Annotated in this window: 15 protein-coding genes; 8 read left to right on the top strand and 7 right to left on the bottom strand. The window is 64.7% G+C overall.

Annotated elements, in window-relative coordinates; translation table 11 throughout:
* Positions 1-3 precede the first annotated feature (3 nt).
* Together cobS and NCHOL11_RS12580 are read right to left on the bottom strand one after the other, a co-directional pair.
* Positions 4-1011 (bottom strand): cobaltochelatase subunit CobS, encoded by a 1008-nt coding sequence (gene cobS / locus NCHOL11_RS12585; protein WP_097092594.1) that lies wholly within the window; start codon positions 1009-1011, stop codon positions 4-6.
* An 88-nt stretch (positions 1012-1099) separates the two neighbouring features.
* A complete protein-coding gene (locus NCHOL11_RS12580; RefSeq protein WP_097092593.1) occupies positions 1100-1717 on the bottom strand; it encodes a J domain-containing protein in 618 nt (205 codons plus the stop codon).
* 44 nt (positions 1718-1761) lie between these two features.
* Between NCHOL11_RS12580 and NCHOL11_RS12575 the strand changes: the two genes are divergently transcribed.
* Positions 1762-2049 (top strand): BolA family protein, encoded by a 288-nt coding sequence (locus NCHOL11_RS12575; RefSeq protein WP_097092939.1) that lies wholly within the window; start codon positions 1762-1764, stop codon positions 2047-2049.
* Between the two features lie 14 nt (positions 2050-2063).
* On the top strand, positions 2064-2969 hold the full coding sequence (locus tag NCHOL11_RS12570; RefSeq protein WP_097092592.1) for a pirin family protein: 906 nt from the start codon (positions 2064-2066) through the stop codon (positions 2967-2969).
* Between the two features lie 142 nt (positions 2970-3111).
* Here the strand turns inward: NCHOL11_RS12570 and NCHOL11_RS12565 are convergent, their stop codons facing one another.
* On the bottom strand, positions 3112-3951 hold the full coding sequence (locus NCHOL11_RS12565; protein ID WP_097092591.1) for an MJ0042-type zinc finger domain-containing protein: 840 nt from the start codon (positions 3949-3951) through the stop codon (positions 3112-3114).
* A gap of 170 nt (positions 3952-4121) precedes the next feature.
* Here NCHOL11_RS12565 and ftsE point away from each other — a divergent pair, with 170 nt between their 5' ends.
* From ftsE to NCHOL11_RS12545, 4 genes are read left to right on the top strand one after another with little or no spacing between them, the layout of a single operon-like run.
* Positions 4122-4838: a cell division ATP-binding protein FtsE gene (gene ftsE / locus NCHOL11_RS12560; protein WP_097092938.1), complete on the top strand. Its 717-nt coding sequence runs from the start codon at positions 4122-4124 to the stop codon at positions 4836-4838.
* Positions 4835-5737, top strand: a complete 903-nt coding sequence (locus NCHOL11_RS12555; protein WP_097092590.1) for a cell division protein FtsX — start codon at positions 4835-4837, stop codon at positions 5735-5737. Before ftsE ends, NCHOL11_RS12555 begins: the two co-directional genes overlap by 4 nt.
* On the top strand, positions 5734-6264 hold the full coding sequence (locus tag NCHOL11_RS12550) for a YdcF family protein (RefSeq protein ID WP_097092589.1): 531 nt from the start codon (positions 5734-5736) through the stop codon (positions 6262-6264). The genes NCHOL11_RS12555 and NCHOL11_RS12550 overlap by 4 nt, the downstream gene beginning before the upstream one ends.
* A gap of 12 nt (positions 6265-6276) precedes the next feature.
* Positions 6277-6981 carry a lysophospholipid acyltransferase family protein gene (locus NCHOL11_RS12545; protein WP_097092588.1) on the top strand — a complete coding sequence of 235 codons (705 nt, stop codon included), beginning with the start codon at positions 6277-6279 and terminating at the stop codon, positions 6979-6981.
* Here the strand turns inward: NCHOL11_RS12545 and NCHOL11_RS12540 are convergent.
* From NCHOL11_RS12540 to NCHOL11_RS12530, 3 genes are read right to left on the bottom strand one after another with little or no spacing between them, the layout of a single operon-like run.
* Complete coding sequence (locus NCHOL11_RS12540; RefSeq protein ID WP_097092587.1) at positions 6978-7883, bottom strand: prephenate/arogenate dehydrogenase family protein; 906 nt, start codon at positions 7881-7883, stop codon at positions 6978-6980. The genes NCHOL11_RS12545 and NCHOL11_RS12540 overlap by 4 nt on opposite strands.
* Position 7884: 1 nt before the next feature.
* Complete coding sequence (hisC, locus tag NCHOL11_RS12535; protein WP_097092586.1) at positions 7885-8982, bottom strand: histidinol-phosphate transaminase; 1098 nt, start codon at positions 8980-8982, stop codon at positions 7885-7887.
* Positions 8983-9023: 41 nt separating this feature from the next.
* Positions 9024-9971: a 2-hydroxyacid dehydrogenase gene (locus NCHOL11_RS12530; protein ID WP_097092585.1), complete on the bottom strand. Its 948-nt coding sequence runs from the start codon at positions 9969-9971 to the stop codon at positions 9024-9026.
* 66 nt (positions 9972-10037) lie between these two features.
* Between NCHOL11_RS12530 and metX the strand changes: the two genes are divergently transcribed.
* The gene (gene metX, locus NCHOL11_RS12525; protein ID WP_097092584.1) at positions 10038-11174 is read left to right on the top strand and encodes a homoserine O-acetyltransferase MetX; all 1137 of its coding nucleotides are present in this window, start codon (positions 10038-10040) and stop codon (positions 11172-11174) included.
* Positions 11171-11770, top strand: coding sequence for a methionine biosynthesis protein MetW (metW, locus tag NCHOL11_RS12520; protein ID WP_097092583.1), 600 nt, complete (start codon positions 11171-11173; stop codon positions 11768-11770). The genes metX and metW overlap by 4 nt, the downstream gene beginning before the upstream one ends.
* Here metW and NCHOL11_RS12515 read toward each other — a convergent pair.
* Positions 11767-12384, bottom strand: a complete 618-nt coding sequence (locus NCHOL11_RS12515; RefSeq protein ID WP_097092582.1) for a glutathione S-transferase — start codon at positions 12382-12384, stop codon at positions 11767-11769. The genes metW and NCHOL11_RS12515 overlap by 4 nt on opposite strands.
* Positions 12385-12392 lie beyond the last annotated feature (8 nt).

Below are 12392 nucleotides of genomic sequence, written 5' to 3'. Positions count from 1 at the left end.
GCGTCACGCCGCCCGGTGGGCGACGCTTTCCGGCAGATCCTTGCCGAACACGCGCTGATAATATTCCGCCACCAGCGGCCGCTCCGCCTCATCACATTTGTTGAGGAAGGACAGGCGGAAGGCGAAGCCGACATTCTTGAAGATGAGCGCGTTCTGCGCCCAGCTGATGACGGTGCGGGGGCTCATCACGGTCGAAATGTCGCCGTTGATGAAGCCTTGGCGGGTAAGCTCCGCCACCTTGATCATATTCTCGACTTCCTTGCGGCCGCCCTCATGATCATATTCGCCCGACTTGGCGAGCACGATCTGCGCCTCGGTCGCAGCGGGTAGATAGTTCAGCGTCACGACCAGGTTCCACCGGTCCATCTGTCCCTGGTTGATCTGCTGTGTGCCATGGTAAAGGCCGGTCGTGTCGCCCAGGCCCACCGTGTTGGCGGTCGCGAACAGGCGGAAATGCGGGTTGGGCCGAATGACGCGATTCTGGTCCAGCAACGTCATCTTGCCGTCGGTTTCCAGTACACGCTGGATCACGAACATCACATCGGGACGCCCGGCATCATATTCGTCGAACACCAACGCTACCGGGCGCTGCAACGCCCATGGCAGCAAGCCTTCGCGGAATTCCGTCACCTGTTGCCCGTCGCGCAGCACGATGGCGTCGCGGCCGACAAGGTCGATGCGGCTGATATGCGCGTCGAGGTTGATGCGGATGCAGGGCCAGCGGAGGCGCGCGGCGATCTGCTCGATATGGCTGGACTTGCCCGTGCCATGATAGCCCTGAACCATGACGCGCCTGTTATAGGCAAAGCCCGCCAGGATCGCGAGCGTCGTATCCGGATCGAACACATAGGCGGGATCAAGATCAGGCACCCGCTCGTCCGCTTCGGAAAAGGCCGGGATCTTCATGTCGACGTCGACACCGAACGTCTCGCGTGCATCGACCTCACGGTCGGGCGCGGCCAGCAGCGTCTCTGATCGTGTATCGGGCTGGACGTTCGGAATGTCGGTCATCGGTCTTCTTTCTGTTCGGTCTCCTCCGCCCTAACGTAAGGCGAAGGCCGGTGTCGAGTAGCCAATCGGCGCGGCGCGGACTGCCCGCTCAGACAAAGGCAGGCGCCTTGCGCAGCAGGCCATAGGCCTCGATCACGCCCTGCAGGGCGCTTTCGTGGCTGCGGTCGCCGCCATTGTGATCGGGATGATAGCGCCGCAGCAGCTCCGTATAACGCTGCCGCAACGCCTTGCGATCCGCATCAACGGGCAATCCCATCACGGACAGCGCCTTGCGATCGTCGTTGGACAGGAATTTGCCGTCCTGCCGCATCTGGTTGTCGGCCCGCGCCTTTGCCACCCGCTCCCTGAACTTGGCGCCGATCGCGTCGAGCGGGTCCTGGAAGTCCGACCATTTGGGCGGCGGGCTGGCGGCGTTCGATGAAAAGGCGCGCGTTTCCCGTTCCCACCCTGCATAGGGGCGTTGTGCGGCGGCGATCTCATCGGGGCTCATGCCGGTGAAGAAATTATAGCCCTGGTTGAACTCCCGCACATGGTCGAGGCACAGCCAGCGCCAGCGCGGACCTTCCTGGTTCGGCCGCCCGCCTTCCAATGGCGGCGCGCGAAACTCGCCCGGTTCGGCGCATCCTTCGACCGCGCAAGGGCGATCGCTCTCCACGCGGCCATGGAAGCGGTTGAAACGACGGGTCGAGAAGGGATCGGTAGACAAATTTGCCCTGATGCATGGTGGAACAAAGGGCCTATATAGGTGCGATGAGCACCCAACTGAAAGGCCCGGTGGCCACAGAGATTGAGCAGCGGCTACGCGCCGCCCTGTCACCAGAGCAACTCGCCGTGATCGACGACAGCGAAATGCATCGCGGCCACGCCGGACATGATGGATCGGGCGAAAGCCACTTTACGGTGGAGATCGTCTCGGCTGAATTTGCGGGCAAGAATCGTGTCGCGCGGCAGCGGCTGGTCAGCACGGCGCTGGCCGACCTGCTCCGCGACAAGGTGCACGCGCTGGCGATCAAGGCGCGTGCGCCCGGCGAAGCCTGATCAGGGGACACTATATGAAGCCAGACGACCTCATCATTCAGACGATCACGCCGACCACGCACGACCTGGGTGATTTCCGCGTCCACCGCTCCTTGCCTGCGCCGGGCCGGACGATGGTAGGCCCCTTCATCTTCTTCGATCAGGCTGGGCCAGCGAGGATCGGCGCGGGGCAGGGCATCGACGTGCGCCCCCATCCGCACATCAACCTTGCGACCGTTACCTACATGTTCGAGGGCGCCTTTCTCCATCGGGACTCGCTGGGCACCGAACAGCTGATAGAGCCGGGCGCGATCAACCTGATGACCGCAGGCAGTGGCATCGTCCATTCCGAACGCTCGCCCGACAGCGACCGTGCGCGGGAGTCCAAGCTCTCGGCCATCCAGACCTGGCTGGCGCTTCCCGACGGCGTCGAGGAAATGGCGCCTGCCTTTGAACATGTCAGCGAGGGCGGGCTACCGGTCATCGATTGCGGTCGGGCCAATGCGCGGGTCATCATGGGAAGTCTTTGGGGTGCTAGCTCGCCCGTCACCACCTATGCCGACACCATCTATGCCGATATCCAGCTGATGCCGGGCGGCAGCGTCCCGATCGATGCCGACGCTGATGAGCGTGCCCTTTATGTCGCTGGTGGAGACGCAGCGATCGATGGGGTGCCGCTATTGCCGCAGACACTTTACGTGCTGCGCCCCGGCACCCGCGCCACGTTGATGAGCGTCGATGGCGGCCGGGTGATGTATTGCGGCGGTGAGGCCTTCCAGACGGCGCGCCATGTATGGTGGAACTTCGTTTCATCCTCCAAGGACCGCCTTTTCCAGGCGCGCGAGGATTGGGAAGCGATGCGCTTCCCGTTGATCCCGGGAGATGATCAGGAGTTCATTCCGATCCCGCAGGGGCGGCCAAAGACGGTGAGCTATCCGTAGGAAAGCAACGAAACCCATCCTCCGTTCGGACTCAGCCTTTCGAAGCCTCTTCCCTATTTTAAGAGAAGCCCTTCGACAGGCTCAGGCGAACGGGCCGGCGGTTCGGTTCTGTCCTGCCAAATAAGGCCTACGCAGCGGCGCGTTACTGCACGAAAGTCAGCGACAAATTCTCGGCATTCTTGGGAATATCGATCCGGCTCTCGTTGATCGACGCTTCTTCACCCGGTTTCAGGCTGGTGCGGTCAGCCTTCGTCGTCCAGCTGAACACCAGCCGGTTCTGCTGGTCGCGCAACTGCACCAGCACCGGTGGCACCGGCAGGGTCTCCTTCCCACTGTTTACGATCCGCGCGCCGAACGCGAAATATTCTTCGCCGGTCGGCAGCTTCCGGCGTTCGGCAGGCTTGGAAAGATAAAAGAGCAGGTCAGGATCGCCTTCCTCGGACACCAGGCCCAGATTGACGGCCCAGCTCGGCGTTCCGAAATACCAGAGCGCGCCGCCGACACCGCCGATCATTAGGCAGAACAGCACCGCTGCATAGGTCCAAAGCTTCAGCCTGTTGCGGCGTGGCTTCACCGGGGCGGCGGAGGGTTCCTCAGCATCCTCCCGCACGCGGCCATAGATGTCGTCGACCCGATTGTCGCTCTGCGCTGCCGCCATGACCGGAGCAGCCGCCGTGAAGGGCTTGGGCGCGGGTGCCGGGGCTGCCTCTTCCACAGGCTGTGGATCAGCCTCCGTCTCGACAGGCGCAGGAGCGGTGGGTGCCGGGGCTGACACGGGTGGAGGGGGAGGCGGGGCGGGAGGTGCTTCGGCAGCAACCGGCGCGTGCGCCTCCACCATGGCCTCTTCCCTGGGCGCCAAGACTGGCCCTTCCTGGAACCAGCTATGTTTGCAGGAGGCGCAGCGAACCTGGCGGCCATTGGGGCCGACGGCGCTGTCCGGCACAATATAGCGCGTGGCGCAATTGGGACACACCAGGATCATGACGCTTCATAGGCATGGCTTTGACTCGAGGGCAAGCGGCATTGAAGGGCAGGGCCGAAGATGGCGCGACTCGGCGGTTTGCAACGCCTTGGGCTTTACGCCAGCCCGCCCCCTGTGCCATGGCTGCATGGCAGGGGAAGCAGGGAGCGCGCGGGCGCATCAACCAAGGCATGTCGGCGATCGTACAGTTCGAAAATGTCGGCCTGCGCTATGGTCTGGATAGCGAGACGCTGTCCGACGTCAGCTTCTCCCTCCATGGCGGTGGCTTCTATTTCCTCACCGGTGCTTCGGGCGCGGGCAAGACGTCCCTTCTGAAGCTGCTCTACCTCGCCCAGCGGCCGAGCCGGGGCGTCATTCGCCTGTTCGGTGAGGATGTGGTGACGCTGCCCCGCAAGCGCCTGCCCGGCTTCCGTCGGCGCATCGGCGTGGTCTTTCAGGATTTCCGGCTGGTGTCTCACCTGTCCGCCTATGACAATATCGCCTTGCCCCTGCGCGTCGCAGGCATGGCGGAGAGCGAGATCGACGCATCCGTTTCCGAAATGCTCAACTGGGTCGGCCTTGGCGATCGCGGGCAGGCGCGTCCGGCCACCTTGTCGGGCGGAGAGCAACAGCGCGTCGCCATTGCCCGCGCCGTCATCGCCCGCCCCGAAATTCTCGTCGCCGACGAACCCACCGGGAACGTCGACGCCGACATGGCCCGCCGCCTGCTGACCCTGTTCGAGGCGCTCAATCGGCTTGGGACAACGATCGTGGTTGCCACCCACGACCTGCCGCTCATAGGTCAGGTTCAGGGCGCACAGATGATGCGGCTGGACAAGGGGCGCCTGTCGGACCCAACCGGAGCGCTGCGTTATCCGCCCCGGCCGCAAGGCGTGGCAGTATCATGACGGGCGCGGACCGCCGCGCTGCTGCCGCCGCGCGTCATCGGCTGCTGCCCGAAGGCCGCGTTGCCGGGCCCATGCCCTGGGTCATCGCGATCATGATGTTCCTGACCGTGCTTGCGGCAGCATCCGGCCTTGGCCTTGCCGCGGCCGTTCAATCCGTGGGTGCGGACCTTGCGGGTCGCGCCACGATCCAGATCGTGGAGGCCAATGCCGACCGGCGCGAGGAGCTGAGCGGCGCTGCTGCGCGTCTCCTCCGCAAATCGCCCGACGTTCGCGCGGTCCGTCCGGTGGACCCCGCCACGCTTGCCGATCAGATCAGGCCATGGCTCGGCCAGGATGCCGCCGACGGCGACCTCCCCATCCCTGCGTTGATCGACGTCGAGCTCACGCCCGGAGCGACGGCGGCCAAGGTTCAGCGTCTGAACCGCGTCCTTGCCGCCCTTTCGCCTCGCATCCGCGTGGAGCCGCATGCGGCATTTCTCCGGCCGCTCGGCAGCCTCCTCACCGCTCTTGGCAGCCTGGCGGCCGGGATCGTGCTGCTGATGGCGCTCGCCACCGCCGCCATTGTCGTCCTTGCGGCCCGCGCGGCGCATGACAGCCATCGCGGCACCATCGACGTGCTGCACCTGATGGGCGCCACCGATGTTCAGATCGCCCGGCTCTTCCAGCGGCGCATCGGCCTTGATGCTCTTTTCGGCGGCTTGCTCGGGTTCGTTACCGCCTTGCTCGTCATCATCCTGCTGGGCACGCGCCTCGCCGCCACCGGTTCTGACCTGCTCGCGGCGATCAGCCTCCCCTGGACCAGCTGGCTGATCCTTGCCCTGCTGCCCATCGGCGGTGTCCTTCTTTCGACGCTTGCCGCGCGCTGGACTGTGCTGCGATCGCTGGGGCGGCTGCTATGATCGTCCGCCTGTTCGCTGTCTCGCTTCTTGCCTGGATGCTTGGCTTCGCCTGGTTCGCAATCTTCCTGCCGCAGCCGCTCGACGGTCGTCCGACCGATGCCATCGTCGTGCTGACCGGCGGTGCTGGCAGGATCGATCGGGGCCTCGCCCTGCTGGAGGAGGGCGCTGCGAAGCGCATGCTGATATCCGGCGTCGACCGTTCCGTGCGACCTGCCGAACTGGCGGCGCAATATGACCGGCCCGAGCGGCTGTTTTCCTGCTGCATCACCCTTGGCCGCGAAGCCATCGACACACGCTCCAACGCGATCGAGACGGCTCATTGGCTCGAGCGGCGGCATTTTCGCACCGTCCGCTTGATCACGACTGACTGGCACATGCGCCGCGCAGCACTGGAACTGCGCCAGGCGGTGCCGAACAAGCTGACAATCATCTATGACGCCGTGCCCAGCCGGCCCAGCCTAACCATGTTGATGCGGGAATATAATAAATATCTGCTCCGCCGTGCCGCCGCGCTCGTCGGCATCTAGAAGGACGGCGCCATGATCACTGCCCTCCGTTCGCTCGCCTTCATGCTGGTCTTTTACAGTGGATCGCTGCTGCTGGTCCTTTCCGCGCTGCTGGTGGCGTGGCCATGGCCTGCCGGGGTTCAGGTGATCGCGACGGCATGGAGCCGCTTTCACCGCTTTTGCACAAGATGGCTGCTGGGGCAGAAGATACGCATCGTCGGCGACCTGCCCGAAGGCCGCTATCTCTACATCGTCAAGCATGAGTCGATGTTTGAGACAATCGATCTGCTGTGCGTCTTCGATCGGCCAGTGATCGCCGCTAAACGCGAGTTGCTAGATATTCCGTTATGGGGACGGATCGCGCGGCTCTACGGCCTGATCCCGGTCGAGCGCAGCGCGGGGGCCAGCGCCTTGCGGACTTTGCGCGCCGCCGCGCGTGCGGCAACTGACCAGGGGCGCGCAGTCTGCCTTTTCCCGGAGGGAACGCGGGTGCCCCATGGGGAAAGCCCGCCGCTGCGTGCTGGCTTCGCCGGGCTCTATTCCCTGCTCGCCTTGCCGGTCGTGCCCATCGCAGTGGACAGCGGCCGCCTGTCACCGCGCGGCAAATTCATGAAGCGCCCTGGCATCATCACCTACAAGGTCGGGGATGTCGTGCCCACAGGCCTTGATCGCCGGGAGGCCGAAGCCCGCGTCCATGCCGCGATCAACGCGCTTAATCCGCTGTCGAGCGCCGCCTAATGCGATCGCCCGAAGTCCGGCTTTGGATCATCCTGTCCCTGTTCGATGATGGACCGGCGGATCGCCCGCGTCTTCGTGAACAGGTTGAACAGCGTGTCACCGTCGTTCCAGCGGATCGCCCGCTGCAGCGCTGACAAGTCTTCCGAAAAGCGTTGCAGCATCTCCAGCACCGCGTCCTTGTTCGCCAGGAACACGTCCCGCCACATGGTCGGGTCCGACGCCGCGATACGGGTGAAGTCGCGAAAGCCACCGGCCGAATATTTGATCACCTCGGACTGGGTGACATCCTCCAGGTCGCTGGCCGTGCCGACGATCGTATAGGCGATAAGGTGCGGCAGGTGGCTGGTCACCGCGAGCACCAGGTCATGATGCTGCGGGTCCATCATTTCCACGTCCGCACCGATCCGGTGCCACAGTTCAGAGACGCGCTCGACCGCCACGGGATCGGCATCGGCGGGCGGAGTGATGATGCACCAGCGCCCCCGGAACAGGCTGGCAAACCCCGCTTCCGGCCCGCTATTTTCGGTGCCCGCGACAGGATGCGCCGGGATGATCATGCGCCCCGGAAGAGCGCCGCTCAGCTGCGCCAGCACATCGGCCTTGCATGATCCCACGTCACTGATGATCGCGTCGGCAGGCAGATCGTCCGCAATTTCCGCAGCCGCCGCGCCCATCGCCCTCACCGGAACGCACAGGACGACCAGATCCGCATCCGTCACGCTCGCGCCCGCCGTGTCGGTGACATCGTCGCACAGGTCGATGGCGCGCGCGATCTCCCGCACGCGCGCGTCGGCATCATGGCCGGTTACGCGCACCGTCGGCATATATTCGCGGATCGCCCGCGCCAGGCTCGATCCGATGAGGCCAAGGCCGATGATGGTGACGCGCGCGAAGGGCAGCATGTCAGGCCGTTTCCGCCATGGCGCGCAGCTTGGCCGCGACCGCGCGGACTTGTTCCTCCGTGCCGATGGTGATGCGAAGGCCGTTGGGAAGCCCTTGCCCGGGCAGCCACCGGGTCGCGAAGCCTTCGTCCCAAAGACCCTTCATCGCAGCTTCGGCGGTCAGCTTGCCGTTGAAGAGGATCAGCAGGAAGTTCGCCTTGCTCGGCACGGCCCGCAGGCCATGGTTCGACAAGCCCGCGATCTCATCGGCCAGCCACAGACGCCACTGCCGATTATGCGCCCGGCTCGCCTCGACCCACGCCTGATCCGTCACCGCCGCGATGGCCGCCGATTGTCCAGCCGTGGTCACGTTGAACGGGGCGCGGATGCGATGCAGCGCATCAATGATCTCGGCGCTGGCATAGCCCCAGCCGATACGTTCAGCCGCCAACCCGTAAATTTTCGAAAAGGTGCGCGTGACAAGCACGTTGCTGGCGTTCCTGGCCAGCTCCAACCCGCCATCATCCTCGTTCGCGTCCAGATATTCGGCATAGGCCTGATCCAGCACAAACAGAATATCGGGCCGCAAAGATGCATGCAGCCGGGCGATCTCCTCGCGCGGCGTCATCGTGCCCGTGGGATTGTTGGGGTTGGCCAGGAAAACGACTTTGGTCTTCTCCGTCACGCAGGCCAGCAATGCGTCCACGTCGGTCGCATAATCCTTGTCAGGCGCGATGACTGGCGTCGCGCCGACCCGGCGCGCCGCGATGTCGTAGACCGAAAAGCCGTATTTGACGTACAATATCTCGTCGCCCGGCCCAGCATAGGCGCTGGCGGCAATGTGCAGCAGCTCGTCCGATCCCGTGCCGTAGATCACCCGCGCGGGATCAAGCCCATGTACCGCCGCGATCGCCTCGCGCATCTTCGCTGCGCCGGGATCGGGATATGTGGCAAGGTCCGCTGTCGCGGCGATGAGGGCGGCGCGCGCCGCCTCGCCGGTGCCCAGCGGGTTTTCGTTCGCGCTCAGCTTGATCAGCGGACGCCCGTCATCGGCCGCTGCCTTGCCGGGCACATAGGGCGAGATGCCCAGAATCCATTCCTTGGGTGCGGGTTTGGTCATGCGCGCGCTTTAGCGTCATCCGCACCAAAGGCAAAGCGCTGCTATATGACCGGCGTAACCAGCGCTTTACCCGCTGCCCACGCGTCCAGATTGGCGAGCACGAGGTCAGCCATCGCCTTGCGCGTGTTTACGGTAGCGCTTCCCTGGTGCGGTTGCAGCACGACATTGTCCATGGCGAACAGGGCTTCGGGGACCTGCGGCTCGTTCACGAACACGTCCAGCCCCGCGCCGCCGATCCGCCCTTCGGTCAACGCCGCCACCAGCGCATCCTCATCGACGACGCTTCCACGGCTGATATTGATGAGCATGCCTTGCGGGCCGAGCGCATCCAGCATCGCGGCGTCGACCAGCCCGCGCGCTTCCGGTCCACCAGACGTCGCGACGATGATCACCTCGCTTTCCCGCGCGAAGGCTATCCGGTCCTGCACATAACGGTAGCGCGTGCCTGCGGCGGGCATGCGATTATGATAAATAATCTCGCTCGCCACCGGCTCCAGCCGCCGCGCGATCGCCCGGCCGATCCGCCCCAGTCCCAATACGCCGATCCGGCGCCCGGTGACGCTCCCGCTCAGCGCCACTTGTTGCCCAAGCGCCCATTTGCCGGATCGCACCATCCGATCATTGGCGGCGATGTTGCGCACGGCCGCGTAGAGCAGCCCTACCGCCAGATCGGCCACATCGTCGGTCAGCACGTCAGGAGTGTTGCTGACCTTGATGCCCTTCTTTCGCGCATGCGCGATATCGACCTTGTCATAGCCGACGGAAAAAAGGCTGATCAGTTCCAGCCGTGGCAGCGCATCCATGATCGCTGCAGGCGCTCCAACTGAACCGAAGGACACCAGCGCCCGAGCCCCTCGCACGGCCCCGTCCAGCGCGATCGAATCGGCATCCGCCGCCACCTCATGCACCTGGAAGCGGGCCTTCAGCTGCTCCTCCAGATAAGGGGATAGCGGTCCATAGACGACGATAGGAATGCGGGTCTGACTCATGCAGCGGTCCTAGCCGATCCCCACCCGATTGACAGCACCCCTCCACGGTCCTAGCCCGCTTGCACCATGGCCAGCGCCTCCTCCACCGACGACAGCCGTTTCGGCCTCCGCCGCCAGGTCCGCCTCGCCGGCCCCCTCCGGCTGGACAGCGGCGCGGTCCTCGCGCCCGTTGATATCGCCTATGAAACCTACGGCGCGATGAATGCTGACGGCTCCAACGTCATCCTCATCTGCCATGCGCTGACCGGCGACCAATATGTCGCGTCCGATCATCCAGTCACCGGCAAGCCCGGATGGTGGTGGCGCATGGTGGGGGAGGGGAAGCCCGTCGATCCCGCACGGCATTTCATCGTCTGCGCCAATGTGATCGGCAGCTGCATGGGCTCCAGTGGCCCGGCCAGCATCGACCCTGCCAGCAACACCCCATACGCCATGCGCTTTCCCGTGCTCACCATCGCCGACATGGTGCGCGCGCAGGCGCTGTTGCTCGATCATCTCGGGGTAGGCCGCCTTGCTGCCGTCATTGGTGGCTCAATGGGCGGCATGCAGGCGCTTAGCTGGCCGACCATCTTCCCCAACCGCGTCGAAAGCTGCATTGTCATCGCCTCGACCGCGCGCCACAGCGCCCAGAATATCGCTTTCCACGAAGTCGGCCGCCAGGCGATCATGGCCGATCCCAACTGGCGCGGGGGCGACTATTATGCCGATGGCCAGGTGCCCAGCGCAGGTCTTGCCGTCGCGCGCATGGCGGCGCACATCACCTATCTTTCCGAAGCAGGCCTCACCGAGAAATTCGGCCGCCGCCTGCAGGGGAGGGACGCCAAGACCTTCGGCTTCGACGCCGACTTCCAGGTGGAAAGCTACCTGCGCCACCAGGGCTTGAGTTTCGTCGAACGGTTCGACGCCAACTCCTATCTCTATATCACCCGGGCGATGGACTATTATGACATTGCGGAGGATCATGGCGGCAGCCTCGCCACCGCCTTCGCGCCCTCCAAAGCGCGCTTCTGTCTGGTCAGCTTCGATACCGACTGGCTCTATCCCACGGCGGAATCCCGCGTCATCGTCCACGCCCTCAACGCCAGCGGCGCGCAGGCGAGCTTCGTCGAACTGTCGAGCCCCTTCGGACATGACGCCTTCCTGCTCGAATGTCCCGAACTGAACCGCGTGGTCGACGGCTTCCTGAAGGGCGGCCGCGCATGAGCGAAGAGGGATTGCGTCCCGACCTTGCCCTCATCGCCCGCACCGTCACGCCGGGCGCGCGGGTGCTGGACGTCGGCTGCGGCGACGGCGCGCTGATGGCCGCGCTCCGCGACGCCAAGCAGGTCGATGCGCGCGGGCTGGAGATCGACGGCGATAATGTCGCCGCCGCTGTCGGCCGCGGCCTGTCGGTGGTGCAGGGCGACGCCGATACCGACCTTGCCTATTATCCTGACGCCAGCTTCGATTACGCGATTCTAAGCCAGACGCTCCAGACCACCCGTCGTCCGGACCTGGTGGTGGAGGAACTGCTGCGCATCGGCCGCCAGGCGTTCGTGTCCTTCCCCAACTTCGCCCATTGGCGCGGAAGGCTCTCGCTGATGTGGGGCGGCCGCATGCCGGTGACGCGCCTGCTGCCCGACACCTGGTACGACACGCTCAACATTCATCATGTCACGGTCGATGACTTCCGTGCGCTGGTGAAGGAACGCGGCTGGAAGATCGATGGCCAGTGGTTCCTGAAGGGCGACAAGGAAACCACGCATGCGAACGCGAACCTGTTCGCCGAGCACGCTGTCTTCCTGCTGCGGCGCGGCTAAAGCAGAACCGCAGCATCCCCTTCCCGCCACGGCTCGATCCGCAGCATCGCGCGCGCAAACAAGGGGGATCCCGTCAGCAGGTCCAGCCAGTTTCTCACCAGCGGAATGGGCTGCGCAATAAACCATTGCGGTTCCACGGCGGCGAACTGCCGCACAAAGGGAAAGATGGCGATATCCGCCAGCCTCCGCTGCTCGCCGGTAAGGTAATTGCTCCGCTCCAGCCGCGCCTCAAGCCCAGCCAATATTTCCATGGCCGCGCACCGATGTTCCAGCGGATCGGACCTGTAGCGGCTCACATATTTGTATCGGTCGAGATGATGCTTGAACGCCCCGTCATTGCGCGCGATCAGGGCTGCATCATCCCCGTCAAGCCAGCCTTCGGGATCATGCCGCGATAGCGCCCAGCGCATGATGTCCAGACTCTCGTCGATCACGCGGCCATTCGGCAGGACCAGCACCGGCACCGTGCCTTTGGGCGACGCGGCGACCAGTTCCGCCGGTTTGTCACGCAACGCCACCTCGCGCAGCACCACCTTCTGCCCGCTGGCGATCAGCGCCATCCGCGCCCGCATGGCATAGGGGCATCGCCGGAAGCTGTAGAGGATGGCGGTCATTCGGCGTC

The sequence above is a fragment of the Novosphingobium sp. Chol11 genome (assembly GCF_900218065.1).
Classification (GTDB): domain Bacteria; phylum Pseudomonadota; class Alphaproteobacteria; order Sphingomonadales; family Sphingomonadaceae; genus Sphingobium; species Sphingobium agri.
This window is presented reverse-complemented; position numbering and strand designations above follow the sequence as displayed.